Raw genomic sequence first — 14462 nt, forward strand, 5'->3', positions numbered from 1 at the left:
AAGGAAAAAGAGGGGGGGGGGGAGGGGGGGGGGGGGGGGGGGGGGGGGGGGGGGGCCCCCCCCCCCCCCCCCCCCCCCCCCCCACCGCCGTACGCGCCGCCGTACGCGCCTCCCGGCGTCAGGCGCCCATCATGTGGGCCCCGCCGTCGACGTGCACGATCTCCCCCGTGGTGCGGGGGAAGAAGTCCGAGAGCAGCGCGACGATGCCGCGGGCCGCCGGCTCCGGGTCGTTGAGGTCCCAGCCGGCCGGCGCCCTGGTGTGCCAGTCGTCGGCGAGCTCGGAGAAGCCGGGGATGGACTTGGCGGCCATGGACCGCAGGGGCCCCGCCGCGACGAGGTTGCAGCGGATGCCGCGGGCGCCCAGGTCGCGCGCGAGGTAGCGGCTGGTGGACTCCAGGGCCGCCTTGGCGACCCCCATCCAGTCGTACTTGGGCCAGGCCACCGTGGCGTCGAAGGTGACGCCCACCACGGAGCCGCCGCGCGGTTCCATGAGCGGCAGACAGGCGGTGGTCAGGGACTTCAGGGAGTACGCGGAGACGTGCACGGCGGTCGACACGTCCTCCCAGCCGCCGTCCAGGAAGTGGAAGGCGCCCGGCGGCCCGTACGCGATGGAGTGCACGACACCGTCGAGCCCGTCCACATGTTCACGCAGCCGGCCGGCGAGGCCGTCCAGGTGCCCCTGGTCGGTGACGTCCAGCTCGACGACCGGGGCGGGCTTCGGCAGCAGGCCCGCGGTGCGTTCGATCAGGGAGAGCCGCCCGAAGCCGGTCAGCACCACCTCGGCGCCCTCCAGCTGGGCGATCCTGGCGGCGTGGAAGGCGATGGAGCCCTCGGTGAGGACACCCGTCACCAGGACGCGCTTTCCCGCGAGCAGCCCGCTCATGACGCCACCGCCAGCGGCAGGGACGCCACGAGGGCGGAGTCGTGCGGCAGCGCGCCGAGCGCGGAGGCGCCGCCCGGCGAGCCGATCTCCTCGAAGAAGGCGGAGTTGGAGCCGCGGTGGTCGCCCCAGGCGGCGGGCACGTCGTCCTCGAAGTAGATGGCCTCCACGGGGCACACGGGTTCACAGGCCCCGCAGTCCACACACTCCTCGGGGTGGATGTAGAGGGCGCGACCGCCCTCGTAGATGCAGTCCACGGGGCATTCGTCGATGCAGGACTTGTCCTTCACATCGGCGCAGGGCTGAGCGATGACGTAGGCCATGCCATGTTCCTCATCAGTCCGTCGTGGGGAAGGGTTTCGGTGCGGGTAAAGGGGTCGGTGGTCAGCCGGCGGGCACCCGGTCGACCGAGACGCCGGTGGTGCGGTCGCCCAGGGTCAGGACGGTCACGGCGAGCGCGGTCATCACGGCGGCGATGACGGCGAACAGCGCGCCGGGCCCGTACGACGTCAGGACCGGGAGCAGGACGAACGGCAGCGCGGCGGCGCTGAGTTTCGACAGCGAGTACGCGGCGCCGGACGCGGCGGCCCGGATGGCGGTCGGGTACTGCTCGGCGAGGTAGACGTGCGAGACGCTGGAGAAGACGTTGCTGCACACGGTGTAGACGAAGCCGAACACCATGATCCAGGTCGCCGAGGCCGCGAAGGAGAAGCCGAGCCCGGCCACGACCATCGCCCCGGCGGACACCGCCACGAGTTTCTTGCGCTCCACGCGGTCGATGATCGGCAGCGAGAGCGCGGAGCCCACGGGGTAGCCGAGGAAGCAGACCGCGGTGAACCCGAGGCCCGCGACGATCCCGTACCCCTTGGCGGCCAGGATCTGCGGCGCGAGGGTGCCGAAGCCGTAGTACCCGACCACCGAGAGCGCGCAGAAGATCCAGAGCATGACGGTGCGCCGGCGCAGCCGGGGCTGGAAGATGTCGCGGAGGCGGGTGACGGGGGCGTCGGCGGCGGCCTTCTCGGCGGCCACCACCTCGGCCTCCACCTCGGCGCGGTAGGCGGCCGCGGCACCGGCGGGCACCTCGGCCTCCATCCGTGACACGAGCGCGTCCGCCTCGTCCTCGCGCCCGGCCGTCGCGAGCCAGCGCGGTGACTCGATGAGCTTCCTGCGCAGCACCCACACCACGGCCGAGCCGAGCGCCCCGATCACGAAGAGCCAGCGCCAGCCGTCGATGCCGAGCGGCGACAGCGGGACGAGCCACAGGGCGGCGAAGCCCACGGCGGGCACTCCGCAGAAGGCCAGGGTGTAGGCCCAGGCGATGAACCGGCCGCGCTTCTTCGCGGGCAGCACGTCGGACAGGTAGCAGTCGGACAGGCTCTGCTCGGCGCCGATGCCGACACCGGCGAAGAACCGGGTCACGATCAGCCAGGCCGCGTTCGGCGAGAAGGCGCCGAGCAGCGAGAAGCCCGAGTAGATCGCGAGGTTGATCAGGAACGCCCGGCGCCGCCCGTACCGGTCGGCGATCTTGCCGAGCAGCAGCGAGCCGATGAACTGGCCGATGAAGGCCGAGGCGAGGACGAGCTTCAGCTCGGTGGCACCGAACGCGAAGTCGTCCTGGAGCACCTTGGCGATGGTCCCGGACAGGTTGTTCTCAAAGGTGTCGAAGAGCAGGCCGACGCCGATGACCGCGGTGATGCTGCGGTGCGTCGGCGTGATCGGCATCCGGTCGAGCCGGACACCGATCGAGGCCTGCGTGGCGCTGCCGGTGCGGGCGCCGGTGCCGGCCCCCGCCCCCGGTCTGGTGACCGTGTCGACCATCAGGCGGCCCGTCCCAGGTGCTCGTCGACCTCGCCCCGCCGCACGGGCGCGCTGACCTCGTGCAGGTAACCGGCGACCTCGCGGTACGAGGCGAAGAAGCCGACCTCGTGGTAGGGCACTCCACGCTCGGCGCAGTACTCACGCGTGAGTTCGCGGGCACGGGCCAGGCTCTTCTGCGGCATGGCGGGGAACAGGTGGTGCTCGACCTGGTAGTTGAGACCCCCGTACAGGAAGTCGATGAACCAGGAGGGGCGGATGTTGCGTGAGGTGAGGACCTGGCGCTCCAGCCAGTCCAGGGTCTCCTCGTCGCCGTCACGGACGTCCATGCCCTTGTGGTTCGGCGCGAAGATCATGCCGAAGTAGACGCCGAGGGTGGCCTGCTGGACGAGCACGAAAGCGACCGCGAGAACCGGCGACAGAACGGTGAAGACGCAGGTCAGATAGATCGCCGCACGCGCCACGAGCAGCGTGGACTCAAGCACGGGACGCTTGGTGAGCCCCTGCCGGATCGACTTCACGGCGGTCTTGTGCATCTTGAACGACTCGAGGACGAGCAGCACGAAGAAGAGCACGCTCTGGTAGCGCACGACGAAGCGCTGCACACGTGTCCTGGACGCGTACTGCTTGAGGTCGAAGATCGCGGTGCGCCGGCCGATGTCCGGGTCCATGTCGAGGTGGTTGGGGTTGCTGTGGTGGCGGTTGTGGTGGTTGACCCACCAGCCGAAGCTGACCCCGTTGACGAAGTTGGCGTGGAAGTAACCGACGGCGTTGGCGACCCGCTTGTCGCGGAACATCGCCTTGTGTCCCGCGTCGTGCCACATGAACGAGGACTGGCCCCCGCAGAGGCCCATCCACACCGCCACGACGAGCGTCCACCACGAGTCACCCACCAGGAAGAACGCGGTGAGCCCGGCCACCAGCAGCGTGGTGTTCCGGATCAGCCGCCCTATGTAGTACCTCGGGTTGAGATCGAGGAGGCCCTCGGCCTTGACCCGTTTGAGGAGCTCGGAGAACGTGGCGGATGCCCCGGTGCGCTGCGGGACTGCGGTGTGCTGCGGGGCGACGGCGACACCGGTCTCTTGGACGTGCGGACGCTGCATACGAAGCTCTCCTCGGAAGAAGTGCCCGAACCGGGCGGCGGCGCCCGCCCGGCGCACCGGTTCCGCTGGGGCACAGTGCGGTACCCCACCGGCCGGACGCCGGGCGAACGTGTTTGCAGCGTTCCGTGCGGCGCTGATGTGGCGCTGATGCGGAGCTGGCCGCGGGCCTCTTCGGCAGCGGCGCCGCGCCGCGTCGCGCCGGTCAGGCCGCCGGCTCCGACTCGGCCCGGAGCAGGGCGTCCAGCTCGTGGACCACGGCGTCCGCGGCACGGGCGACGTCCTGGTCGTCGGGGGCCCCGATGATGCCCATGAGCTGCTCGATCATGGCGTGCTTGAGGGCGTCGGCGGGTCCGGTGGTCCCGGCGTCTTCTGTGGCCTCGGTGGTGTTGTCGCTCATCGCTGTCGACTCCTGTCGGTCGGGGGCTGTGTGCTGCCGGTGGTCAGAAGGCGTTGCAGGCGCGGAAGATGTGCGCGAAGGAGGCCAGTGACGCGGGCCCGTCGAAGGCGACGTACTCGGGTATGAGCGCGTCGGGCGCCCACTTCTGCTTGTACGAGAGCTGCGTCTGCGCCGGGTAGAGCGCGGCTCCCTCGGCCCACAGGGCGTGCATCAGCCACTGGAACGCCGGGCTGTGGCCGTCCAGTTCGTGCTCCGCGTCGAGCCCGGTGAAGGGCGTGAAGCCGAAGTGCAGCCACTGGACGCCCTCGCCGCGGAACACCTCGATGGCGTGCGCGTTGATGGCCTCCATCAGCCCCGGCGACCCGTCGGGCACGCGCCGGCTGAGGTCGTGCATCCACCCGGCCCTGCTGCCGTAGACCGGCGAGTACGAGATGTACGCGACCGGCGCCCCGGCGATCGTCCCGACGAAGAGACGCCGCTGCTCCTGGGCTTCGCCGCCGATCTCGCCGACGAGGAACTCCAGGGGGCGGGCGGCGCCCTTGCTGGAGAGCCAGGCGCCGTCGATGGTCTCCAGCGCGTCCTGGAAGGCGTCGGCCTTGACCTCCTGGATCTGGAGGCCGTTGCGGTAGGCCCGGGAGATCTTGTTGCGCAGCTGCATGAAGCGGGTGCCGCGCAGGGTGAACTCCGGGAGGCTCACCGCCCAGGAGGCGCCGATCTGGTTGACGGTGAAGCCGAGCCGCGCGTATCGCTCGGCGTCGGCGCGCTGGAGCTGCACGCCGACGTGGGTGAGCCCCTCGTCCTTCACGTGGCGCCGGAACCCGTCGAGGAGAGTGTCGTACTCCTCCGGGGCGGCGAAGGGCCCGCCGAACTGGACGGCGAACCGGCCGGTCCTGCGGTAGACGACGAAGCCGTCCGTTCCCGGCAGCGTGAATGAACTGTTGCCGCTGTTCAGCGCGAGGAAAGCGCTGGGATTCTCCGCCTGCGTATGCGTGCGGAGGGCCTTGAGAATCGGGTTTTCCACGGTGGTCACGGTCATGATCCGAATTCCTTTCGGAAGCCGTTGCGGACGAGGAGAGTAGAGCACCGCGGGCCCTTTGAAGGGAAGGGTGGAAAACCCTGCGGGCCAGGGATGGGGCGGGCATCGCGGGCCGTGTCAGAGATACGTCAGCGTCCCGTCAGAAGCACCTGGCAATGTTCTACCTGTGAACGGCACGGGGAACCGGGCCGGGAACAAGGAGAGGTGCCCGGAGCGGCTTATCGGGGACTTCGAGCTTCGGCTCACGGTCGGGTCCTTGCGGCCCACGCAGGTTCGAATCCTGCCCTCTCCGCGCACACCACCAGGAGAGGTGCCCGGAGCGGCTTATCGGGGACTTCGAGCTACGGCTCACGGTCGGGTCCATGCGGCCCACGCAGGTTCGAATCCTGCCCTCTCCGCGCACACCACCAGGAGAGGTGCCCGGAGCGGCTTATCGGGGACTTCGAGCTACGGCTCACGGTCGGGTCCATGCGGCCCACGCAGGTTCGAATCCTGCCCTCTCCGCCAGCGGAACTTCGGCTTCCATATTCACTTCGTCGGGCCTCCCCCGCCTCGACGAAGCAGTCGCCCCGGCGCCCCCGCGACAGCGGATCGGCCAACCGGGGCGGCTCCGCGTCCAGGGCGTGTCCCGGATCTCACGGACGAACCAGCAGGTCAGGCCCCATTCCACTCCCCTGACCGGACTCGTTCAAAAAAATACCTTCCCAAAGGAATGATACCGTGAGAGGGTTCCCCTCGGAAGGGAGCCAGAGGTTCACCCCCTGTCTCCCCCCGGTCGGGGACGCCCAGAGATCGCCAAGCCGACCTCCACCCCGCGGTCCCCCACACCGCAGCACCGATGGCCCTGGCGACCCGGCAGTTGAACCGCCCCGACGTTGCAGCAACGAAAGCCAAGGGGGAAACGGCATGCTGAGCTTTTCGATTCTCGGAGCGCTGCAGATCCGCACCGCATTAGGTGCTGCGGAGATCTCGGGTGATCTCCAGAGGAACCTGATTCAGACTCTGCTGGTCAGCGAGGGCCGCCCGGTCCCGGGCGAAATCCTCGTCGAGGAGATGTGGGGCGACGACCTGCCCGACAAACAGGTCAACGCATTGCAGGCGCATATCAGCAGGCTCCGCCGAAAGCTGAAGAGCCTGGAGCCGGAACTCATGGTCCCGAGGGTGACGATGCACCCCTCCGGCTACCGCCTGACGATCCACGAGGGCGAATTCGACGCCGCGGAATTCACCAAGGCCGTCCGGCAGGCGGAGGCCGCGGGCGACACGGATGACGTCACCACGGCGACATTGCTGGGCCAGGCACTTTCTCTGTGGCGCGGCCCCGTATTCGGTGATTTCCCCGGCGGCACCATATGCCAACTGGCCTGCGCCCGCTACGAGGAATACCGGATGCGGGCCATGGAACTGCGCTTCGAGGCGGAACTGCGGCTTGGCCGGCACGCGGCGATGCTCGCGGAACTGCACGAGGCGCACAGTAATCATCCCTTGCGGGAACGCTTCTGCGAGCAATTGATGGTGGCCCTGTACCGGTCGGGCCGCCAGGCGGACGCGTTGAACGTCTACCGTGCCATGCGGCAACACCTCTCCGACGAACTCGGCATCGACCCGTCCCCCGCCCTGCGCCAGGTGGAACACGCGATCCTCGCGCATGACCCTTCCCTGACGAAGGCGGCCGTCGTACTGCTACAGCCGGCGTGAACGGTTCGACTGGGCGGCGGTGACGCCGGTACGAGTACGAGTACGGATACGGCTGCCGGTGCCGGCACAGGAGCCGACGCCGAACCGGGCGTCGACGCGGGTGCCGATAGCGATACCGGTGCGGTGCCGATGCGGTGCCGGTGCCTGGACGGGCGATCCCCGTACAGCTCACCGGTTTCCAGGCCCTACTCAGCGGCAGACGACCGCCGCCGACGAACACCGGGCCGAGGCGTCGGACAGCGGGACGCGGGCGACGCACGGCAGCGCGCGGCAAGCACGGGAGCCGGGGCGGGCAGCGGGTGCCGGTGGCCGGCAGCGGCGAGCACGGCAACCGGAGTCCGGAGGCCAACAGCAGGCGGCAACCACGGCAACCGTCGGCCGAGAGGCCAACAGCAGGCAGCGAGCACGGCAACCGGCGGCCGACAGCGGACAGCGCACAGCGCACAGCGCACAGCGCACGCGGGCAACCCGGCAGCGGGGGACCGACATCGGGCAGCAGCCACCACGCGACTGCCCGCGCCGGAAGACCCTCGCACGCACAAGCGCCCAAGTGCCGACCCCACCCCCAAACCACCCCCCGCCAAACCAAGGCGCACGCCCCCGCCCGCGCCGGAAGGCGACCCGCGCGTCGCCTCCGAAGCGCACACGGACTCGCATAAGGCCCGCTCACCCGCGCCCCGGGCCCGCCCCCGGCCGGCACGTCAGCTCCCCATCAGCGCCGGTTGCCACCATCGGAACCGTTGGAACCGAAAGCGGGCGCCCGTACTCCGCGCGGACCGTGTCCCCACGCGTCCCGTACTGGGGGAACACCCTCGCCCTCCGACCCGCACCCCCGATCGGGCACCACCGACAAATCAACCACCGACCACCCACCACCGACCGTATCCACCAGGAGTTTTCATGACCACGAGCCAGACCACCGCTCGCCTCGGCACCGCGGCCACGAACTCGTCCGCCGCGCGCCCGCTGCGTCTCTTCCTCGGCCTCGACGCCATCGTCACCGGCGGCAACGGCCTCATCTACCTGGCCGCCGCGGGCCCCGTCGGCGACCTCCTCGACATGGATGCCGGGCTGCTGCGCGGCATCGGCGCGTTCCTCACCGTCTACGGCCTGCTCGTCGGCCTGCTGGCCCGCCAGAACGTGCCGTCCGCCGCGGCCACCAAGCTCGTCATCGAGGCGAACCTGATCTGGGCCGTGGCCAGCATCGCCACCGCGGTCTTCGGCTGGTTCGACCCGAACACGATCGGCACGGTGTGGATCCCCATGCAGGCCCTGGTCGTGGGCGCGTTCGCCGTCCTCCAGATCAACGGCCTGCGCAAGCTGACCAACTGACCGAACACACGCCGCATCCCCGGTGACGGCAACCGGTAAGGGGAGAGATGAGACTCCACGTCGCGGAGCTGGCGGACATACGGGAGCGGGTCCTCGCGGGACCCGGCGAACCGGCCACCGCAGCTCAGAAGGCCAAGGGCAAGCTCACCGTCCGCGAGCGCATCGCGCTGCTCCTGGACGAGGGCTCGTTCCGCGAGGTCGAACCCCTGCGCCGGCACCGGGCGACCGGTTTCGGCCTGGAGGCGAAACGGCCCTACACCGACGGTGTCGTCACCGGCTGGGGCACGGTCGAGGGCCGTACGGTCTTCGTCTACGCGCACGACTTCCGGATCTTCGGCGGGGCGCTCGGTGAGGCCCACGCCACGAAGATCCACAAGATCATGGACATGGCTATCGCCGCGGGCGCCCCGCTGGTCTCGCTGAACGACGGCGCGGGCGCGCGCATCCAGGAAGGCGTCACGGCCCTGGCGGGCTACGGCGGCATCTTCCAGCGCAACACCAAGGCGTCGGGCGTGATCCCGCAGATCAGCGTGATGCTGGGCCCGTGCGCGGGCGGCGCGGCGTACAGCCCGGCGCTCACGGACTTCGTCTTCATGGTCCGCGAGACCTCGCAGATGTTCATCACGGGCCCGGACGTGGTCCGCGCGGTCACCGGCGAGGAGATCACCCAGAACGGCCTGGGCGGCGCCGACGTCCACGCCGAGACCTCGGGCGTCGCGCACTTCGCGTACGACGACGAGGAGACCTGCCTCGAAGAAGTGCGCTACCTGCTCTCCATGCTGCCGTCGAACAACCGCGAGAACCCCCCGGCCCACGACGGCGACGACCCGCCGGACCGCTCGGGCGAGGCGCTGCTCGACCTGGTCCCGGTGGACGGCAACCGCCCGTACGACATGCACCGGGTCATCGAGGAGCTGGTGGACGACGGCGATTTCCTGGAGGTCCACGAGCGCTGGGCGCGGAACATCATCTGTGCGCTGGCCCGTCTGGACGGCAAGGTCGTCGGTATCGTCGCGAACCAGCCGCAGGCTTTGGCAGGTGTCCTGGACATCGAGGCGTCGGAGAAGGCGGCCCGCTTCGTCCAGATGTGCGACGCCTTCAACATCCCGATCGTGACGCTCCTCGACGTCCCCGGCTTCCTGCCGGGCGTGGACCAGGAGCACGGCGGCATCATCCGCCACGGCGCCAAACTCCTGTACGCCTACTGCAACGCCACGGTCCCGCGCATCTCCCTGATCCTGCGCAAGGCGTACGGCGGCGCGTACATCGTCATGGACAGCCAGTCCATCGGCGCCGACCTCACCTACGCCTGGCCCACCAACGAGATCGCCGTCATGGGCGCCGAAGGCGCGGCCAACGTGATCTTCCGCCGCCAGATCGCCGCCGCCGAAGACCCCGAAGCCATGCGCGCCCGCATGGTCAAGGAGTACAAGGCCGAGCTCATGCACCCCTACTACGCCGCCGAGCGCGGCCTGGTCGACGACGTCATCGACCCGGCGGAAACCCGCCAGGTCCTGATCTCCAGCCTCGCCATGCTGGCGAACAAACACGCGGACCGCCCGGCCCGCAAACACGGCAACCCCCCGCAGTAAGCCCGCACCCGCACCCCTTCCGCACCGGAGGTCACATGCCACCCACAGCAGAGGTAGACATCCGCATAGAAAAGGGCACCCCCACAGAGGCCGAACTGGCAGCCGTAACCGTCCTCCTCCTCTCCCGAGCAACCCCCCACCCCTCCATCCCCGCCCACAAGCCCCCCATGACGGCCTGGCGCCGAGACAACTACAAGCCCCCACACAGCTGGCAGGGCTGACCCCGCCCCACTGACGGACGGAGGGCCGACCCCCATCGGGCAACCGGGGGTGCGGCCCTCCACCCCTTCGCTTCCGGGTCAGCGGGCTTGCCCTCGCCCCTCCACCAGCCCCGACTCCCAGGCCCACGCCGCGATCTCCACGCGGTTGCGGGCGGACAGTTTCGTCTGCACGTTGCCGAGGTGGGTCTTCACCGTGCCCAGTGAGATGGTCAGCTCGGTGGCGATCTCGGCGTTCGTCAGGCCCCGGGCCACCAGGCGGACCAGGTCAGTCTCCCGCTCGGAGAGCGCGGTGTGCGGCTCGCGGGAGGCGGGGGCGGTGTTGTGGAGGCGTCGGAGCAGCCGGACGGTGATCGCCGGGCTCACCAGTGCCTCGCCGGAGGCCGCCGCCCTGATGGCCTCGACGAGCAGGGCGGGGCCGGAGTCCTTGATGAGGAAGCCCGATGCGCCCTGGCTCAGGGCACGTTGCACGTACTCGTCGTCGTCGAACGTGGTGACGACCACGACCTTCGGCGGGTTCACCGTGCCGGGGCGCGTCAGCCTGCGCAGGGCCTCCAGGCCGTCCATGCGGGGCATGCGGATGTCCATCAGGACGACGTCGGGCCGGTGGAGCCCGGCGAGTTCCACGGCATGGACCCCGTCCTTGGCCTCCCCGACGACGTCGATGTCGTCCTCCGCGGCGAGGATCATCGCGAACCCCGCACGGACCATGGCCTGATCGTCGGCGATCAGCACCCGGATCGCCGACGTCACGACGCCCCCGCCCCTGCCACGGCCACCCCGGCCGTCGTCGACACCGGGAGCGTCGCCTCGACGCCCCAGCCGCCGGTCGTCACGGGCCCGGCCTGAACGCTGCCGCCGATCAGGTCCACCCGCTCGGCCAGGCCCTTCAGGCCGAAGCCGCCGTGGGAGACATGGCGCGGCCTGCCGTCGTCGGTGACCCGTACCGTCAGCCGGTCCACCGAGCGGCTCACCCGTACCCGTACCTCGGTGCAGCCGTGGGCGTGTTTGCGTACGTTGGTGAGGGCCTCCATCACCACCCGGTGCGCCGTGGTGGTCACCTCCACCGGCAGGTCGTCGACGGCACCCTCCAGATCGAGCCGGGCCCGCGCGCTGCCCATCGCCGAGAACTCCTCGACGAGCGAACGCACCTCGTCGATGCCCGCCAGCGGTGTCACCGCCACTTCCCCGTCGGCGTCGCGCAGCATCCCCACCATGTGCCGCATGGAGGTCAACGCCTCGGAGCCGGCCTGTTCGATCCGCCGCAACGCCGGCGGCACCAGTTCTGGCCGCCGGTCCGCGATCGCGTGGGCTCCCTGCGCCTGTACGACGATGCCGGTCACATGGTGGGCGACGAAGTCGTGCAGGTCCCTGGCGAACTCCGTACGCTGCTCCAGCCTGAGAGCCGCCGCCTGCCGCCGCCGGTCCACCAGGAGCAGCCGTGTCCCGAGGCCGATGCCCAGCGCCGTGACCGCGGCGAGGGCGAAGAGCAGCGCCATGATGATGGTGGACTGCCGCACCGAGACCGCCATGGGACGCAGCACGATCGCCATGCACAGCACGGGCACGGCCGCCACGACCCACGAGGGCTTCCCCTGCCGGGCGACGACCAGCAGGAGCCACGCCAGCGCCGCCGGTTCGGCGAACCCGAGGGCCTGCGAAGAGGCGACCATCTCCACGTGCAGCCACACCGAGAGGCAGAGCGACACGACCGCGAGCGCGCAGGCCGTCATCGGCAGCCTCCGCTCCCCGTCGAGCCGGGGCGAGGCGATGGCCGCTCCGACGGCAAGCAAGGCGCCGATCAGCTTGGCGGGGCCGTGGCTCTCGATCCAGTAGAACTGGGCCAGCAGGTCGAGGAGGACGAGGCCGACGAGGGCCGCGACCAGCAGCATCCATGCCGTGAGGGGCATCAGCCTCGTAGGCCCGTTCCCCCGTACGTCCGCGGACGCGTTCGCCCTGGCCGCCACCTCCGCCACGTCACGCACTCGTCTCAGCTCCCTCAGTCCTCTCATCTCTCGCAGCCCGCTCAGCCCACTCGGCCCACTCAGCCCACTCAGCCCACTCGGCCCGCTCAGCCCGCCCAACGCTCTCGACTTGCTCGGGCCTCTCGACTTGCTCACCATGCCGCCACGATCCCGCACGCCCGGGATCTCCCGCACCGGCCGAAAGTCGGAGCCTGCCGCTCATGATCTGTCTTTCGCCCGATACCCCGCGGAACGCGGCCGAGCAGAGTGGTGACCACCGCAAGCGGCAGCCAACGCCACCGTAGTGCGGACCCACGGAGGTCCCCCACGGCCCCCTCCCCCACGTACAGGAGCCACCCACTCATGGACCACGCGACGATGCACCTGGGCAACGGACCGGGAGCACGGAATTCCGCGAGTACGCCCCCACACTCCCGGCAGCCCCCACACCCTGCCGGGTCCGCGATCGAGGCGTACGGACTGGGCAAGAAGTACCGGCGCGGCTGGGCCCTGCGTGACGTCTCGTTCCGGCTGCCGACCGGGCGGGTCTGCGGCCTCGTAGGACCCAACGGCGCAGGCAAGAGCACGCTGATGGGCCTGGCCACCGACATGATCCGCCCGACGACCGGCGCCCTGCGGATCTTCGGCGCGGCACCGGGATCGACGGAAGCGGTCATGCGCACCGCGTTCCTCACCCAGGAGAAGCCGCTGTTCCGGCGCTTCACCGTGGCCGAGACACTGCGCCTGGGCCGCGAACTGAACCCCCGCTGGGACCAGCGGGTCGCCGAGGACCTCGTCCGCGCGGGCCAGGTGCCGCTGGAGGCGAGGATCGGCACGCTTTCCGGCGGGCAGCGCACTCGCGTCGCCTTCGCCCTGGCCTTCGGAAAGCGCCCCGACCTGCTGATCCTCGACGAACCGATGGCCGACCTCGACCCGCTGGTCCGCCGCGAGCTCATGGCGACGCTGACGGCGGCGGCCGCCGAACGCGGCACGACCGTACTGATCTCCTCGCACATGCTCGCCGAGCTGGAGCATGTCTGCGACTACCTCGTCGTCGTGGCGAACGGCGGCCTGCGGCTGGCGGGCGAGGTGAACGAACTGCGCGCGGCGCACGCCCTGTTCGCGGTCCCGCCGGGCGCGTCGTTCCCGCCCGGGAGCCCGCACCAGGTCATCGAACCCGAGCCATACGGCGGTGGCGGTGGCGGCGACGGCCGGCCGGGTGTCCTGGTCCGGCTCGGCGCCCCGATCCAGTACGGCGGCCAGGCGGAACCGCCCACCCTGGAGGAACTGCTGCTCGCCTACCTGCGCACACCCGACGCGCCTCCGCTGATCGCGCCCGGTGCCCGGCCCGGCGACATCCACGACGTCATCACCCGCGACCGGCAGAAGGCTGTGACCGCATGACCACGTTCACCGTTGACCCGGCCCGCACGGCCCCTGCCGACACGCGCCCTCCGCGCAACGGACGGATGCCGCGACTCGGCGGCCCGGTCTGGCTCGTCTGGCGCCAGCACCGAGCGGCGTTCTGGACGCTGCTCGCCCTGACGCTCCTGACCGCGCTGGCCATGGTCTACCTGCGCGGCGAGCTGACGAACTACCTGGCCACCGCCCCCAAGGGCGGCCCTGACCTGGAGAAATACGCCGGCCGCTTGTTCAGCGTCGGCAGCTACCTGTCCTACGTCCCCATCCTGGCGGGTGTCCTCATCGGCGCCCCGCTCGTGGCAGGCGACCTGGAGTCCGGCACCGCGAAGCTGGTGACCTCGCAGTCGGTCAGCCGCCTCCGCTGGCTCGCCACGAAGCTCGCGCTGCCCGCCGTGCTGATCGCCCTGTCCACCACCCTGCTGGGTGCCGTCTTCACCTGGTGGTGGAACCCGGTGCGGAGCCGCGCCGACACCCTGGAGTGGACGAGCAGCGCGATCTTCAACGTCACGGGCCCCATGCCGGCGGCGTACGCCCTGCTCACGTTCACCGTGGGCGCGGCGGTCGGCATGCTCCTGCGCCGCACGCTGGTGTCCATGGTGGTCACACTCGGCATCGTGGTGGCGCTCGGCGTCGTCTGGGACCGCTTCCGGCTGAACCTGGGCGACATCCTGTCGGCCACCACCGACAAGGGCATCGGCCCCGGCGCCCGGCAGCCCGAGCTGCCGGCCCAGGCGGTACAGCAGGGCCAGGGCACCGACTTCCTCACGGACTCCGGAGCCCGCCTGGACTGGATGACGTGCCTCGACAAGATCGAGAACACCCGGGCCCACACGGCCTGCCTGGAGTCCAAGAACGTCGTCGGCTGGTCGATCGACTACCTCCCGGTCTCCCAGATGCACACGATGCAGTGGCTGGGAGCGGCCATCATGCTCACGGCCACGGCGGCCGTCGCCGCATTCATCATGGCCTGGGGCCGCAAGCGCCTCCTGTGACCAGCGACGACAG

Annotated in this window: 14 protein-coding genes and 3 tRNA genes; 9 read left to right on the forward strand and 8 right to left on the reverse strand. The window is 70.4% G+C overall.

Features of this window, described 5'->3' with window-relative positions; translation table 11 throughout:
• Positions 1-118: 118 nt before the first annotated feature.
• From fabI to ACZ6JY_RS21355, 6 genes are all read right to left on the reverse strand, one after another.
• Positions 119-883: an enoyl-ACP reductase FabI gene (gene fabI, locus ACZ6JY_RS21330; RefSeq protein WP_447039685.1), complete on the reverse strand. Its 765-nt coding sequence runs from the start codon at positions 881-883 to the stop codon at positions 119-121.
• Positions 880-1203 (reverse strand): ferredoxin, encoded by a 324-nt coding sequence (gene fdxA, locus ACZ6JY_RS21335; RefSeq protein ID WP_469197633.1) that lies wholly within the window; start codon positions 1201-1203, stop codon positions 880-882. Before fdxA ends, fabI begins: the two co-directional genes overlap by 4 nt.
• A 61-nt stretch (positions 1204-1264) precedes the next feature.
• The gene (locus ACZ6JY_RS21340; RefSeq protein ID WP_469197635.1) at positions 1265-2698 is read right to left on the reverse strand and encodes an MFS transporter; all 1434 of its coding nucleotides are present in this window, start codon (positions 2696-2698) and stop codon (positions 1265-1267) included.
• Positions 2698-3798 carry a fatty acid desaturase family protein gene (locus tag ACZ6JY_RS21345; RefSeq protein ID WP_469197637.1) on the reverse strand — a complete coding sequence of 367 codons (1101 nt, stop codon included), beginning with the start codon at positions 3796-3798 and terminating at the stop codon, positions 2698-2700. The genes ACZ6JY_RS21340 and ACZ6JY_RS21345 overlap by 1 nt, the downstream gene beginning before the upstream one ends.
• Before the next feature lie 202 nt (positions 3799-4000).
• Complete coding sequence (locus ACZ6JY_RS21350; RefSeq protein ID WP_469197639.1) at positions 4001-4195, reverse strand: hypothetical protein; 195 nt, start codon at positions 4193-4195, stop codon at positions 4001-4003.
• Positions 4196-4238: 43 nt separating this feature from the next.
• Entirely contained in the window at positions 4239-5231 is a 993-nt protein-coding gene (locus ACZ6JY_RS21355; protein WP_469197641.1) for a DUF2156 domain-containing protein, read from the reverse strand.
• 198 nt (positions 5232-5429) lie between these two features.
• Between ACZ6JY_RS21355 and ACZ6JY_RS21360 the strand changes: the two genes are divergently transcribed.
• The 7 genes from ACZ6JY_RS21360 to ACZ6JY_RS21390 all read left to right on the forward strand — a co-directional run bounded on the left by ACZ6JY_RS21360 (position 5430) and on the right by ACZ6JY_RS21390 (position 10074).
• Positions 5430-5523: transfer RNA gene (locus ACZ6JY_RS21360), tRNA-OTHER, on the forward strand.
• A 12-nt stretch (positions 5524-5535) separates the two neighbouring features.
• Positions 5536-5629 (forward strand) — tRNA-OTHER (locus ACZ6JY_RS21365).
• A gap of 12 nt (positions 5630-5641) precedes the next feature.
• Positions 5642-5738, forward strand: a tRNA-OTHER gene (locus ACZ6JY_RS21370).
• Positions 5739-6137: 399 nt separating this feature from the next.
• Positions 6138-6929 carry an AfsR/SARP family transcriptional regulator gene (locus ACZ6JY_RS21375; protein ID WP_469197643.1) on the forward strand — a complete coding sequence of 264 codons (792 nt, stop codon included), beginning with the start codon at positions 6138-6140 and terminating at the stop codon, positions 6927-6929.
• Between the two features lie 900 nt (positions 6930-7829).
• Positions 7830-8261, forward strand: a complete 432-nt coding sequence (locus tag ACZ6JY_RS21380) for a hypothetical protein (RefSeq protein WP_469197645.1) — start codon at positions 7830-7832, stop codon at positions 8259-8261.
• Positions 8262-8308: 47 nt separating this feature from the next.
• On the forward strand, positions 8309-9853 hold the full coding sequence (locus ACZ6JY_RS21385) for an acyl-CoA carboxylase subunit beta (protein WP_469197647.1): 1545 nt from the start codon (positions 8309-8311) through the stop codon (positions 9851-9853).
• A 35-nt stretch (positions 9854-9888) separates the two neighbouring features.
• Positions 9889-10074: an acyl-CoA carboxylase subunit epsilon gene (locus ACZ6JY_RS21390; RefSeq protein ID WP_469197649.1), complete on the forward strand. Its 186-nt coding sequence runs from the start codon at positions 9889-9891 to the stop codon at positions 10072-10074.
• Positions 10075-10152: 78 nt separating this feature from the next.
• Here the strand turns inward: ACZ6JY_RS21390 and ACZ6JY_RS21395 are convergent, their stop codons facing one another.
• Positions 10153-10824, reverse strand: coding sequence for a response regulator (locus ACZ6JY_RS21395; protein WP_469197651.1), 672 nt, complete (start codon positions 10822-10824; stop codon positions 10153-10155).
• Complete coding sequence (locus ACZ6JY_RS21400) at positions 10821-12056, reverse strand: sensor histidine kinase (RefSeq protein ID WP_469197653.1); 1236 nt, start codon at positions 12054-12056, stop codon at positions 10821-10823. The genes ACZ6JY_RS21395 and ACZ6JY_RS21400 overlap by 4 nt, the downstream gene beginning before the upstream one ends.
• A gap of 342 nt (positions 12057-12398) precedes the next feature.
• On the opposite strand from ACZ6JY_RS21400, the gene ACZ6JY_RS21405 reads away from it, so the two are divergent.
• Together ACZ6JY_RS21405 and ACZ6JY_RS21410 are read left to right on the forward strand one after the other, a co-directional pair.
• Positions 12399-13439, forward strand: coding sequence for an ABC transporter ATP-binding protein (locus ACZ6JY_RS21405; protein WP_469197655.1), 1041 nt, complete (start codon positions 12399-12401; stop codon positions 13437-13439).
• Positions 13436-14449: an ABC transporter permease subunit gene (locus ACZ6JY_RS21410; RefSeq protein ID WP_469197656.1), complete on the forward strand. Its 1014-nt coding sequence runs from the start codon at positions 13436-13438 to the stop codon at positions 14447-14449. The genes ACZ6JY_RS21405 and ACZ6JY_RS21410 overlap by 4 nt, the downstream gene beginning before the upstream one ends.
• Positions 14450-14462: the final 13 nt, after the last annotated feature.

Source organism: Streptomyces sp. NPDC046335 (genome assembly GCF_055587985.1).

Excerpts from the sequence above, each read along its gene's own strand:
- fabI (WP_447039685.1), bottom strand. The coding sequence starts at position 883 with ATGAGCGGGCTGCTCGCGGGAAAGCGCGTCCTGGTGACGGGTGTCCTC.
- fdxA (WP_469197633.1), bottom strand. The coding sequence starts at position 1,203 with ATGGCCTACGTCATCGCTCAGCCCTGCGCCGATGTGAAGGACAAGTCC.
- ACZ6JY_RS21340 (WP_469197635.1), bottom strand. The coding sequence starts at position 2,698 with ATGGTCGACACGGTCACCAGACCGGGGGCGGGGGCCGGCACCGGCGCC.
- ACZ6JY_RS21345 (WP_469197637.1), bottom strand. The coding sequence starts at position 3,798 with ATGCAGCGTCCGCACGTCCAAGAGACCGGTGTCGCCGTCGCCCCGCAG.
- ACZ6JY_RS21350 (WP_469197639.1), bottom strand. The coding sequence starts at position 4,195 with ATGAGCGACAACACCACCGAGGCCACAGAAGACGCCGGGACCACCGGA.
- ACZ6JY_RS21355 (WP_469197641.1), bottom strand. The coding sequence starts at position 5,231 with ATGACCGTGACCACCGTGGAAAACCCGATTCTCAAGGCCCTCCGCACG.
- ACZ6JY_RS21375 (WP_469197643.1), top strand. The coding sequence starts at position 6,138 with ATGCTGAGCTTTTCGATTCTCGGAGCGCTGCAGATCCGCACCGCATTA.
- ACZ6JY_RS21380 (WP_469197645.1), top strand. The coding sequence starts at position 7,830 with ATGACCACGAGCCAGACCACCGCTCGCCTCGGCACCGCGGCCACGAAC.
- ACZ6JY_RS21385 (WP_469197647.1), top strand. The coding sequence starts at position 8,309 with ATGAGACTCCACGTCGCGGAGCTGGCGGACATACGGGAGCGGGTCCTC.
- ACZ6JY_RS21390 (WP_469197649.1), top strand. The coding sequence starts at position 9,889 with ATGCCACCCACAGCAGAGGTAGACATCCGCATAGAAAAGGGCACCCCC.
- ACZ6JY_RS21405 (WP_469197655.1), top strand. The coding sequence starts at position 12,399 with ATGGACCACGCGACGATGCACCTGGGCAACGGACCGGGAGCACGGAAT.
- ACZ6JY_RS21410 (WP_469197656.1), top strand. The coding sequence starts at position 13,436 with ATGACCACGTTCACCGTTGACCCGGCCCGCACGGCCCCTGCCGACACG.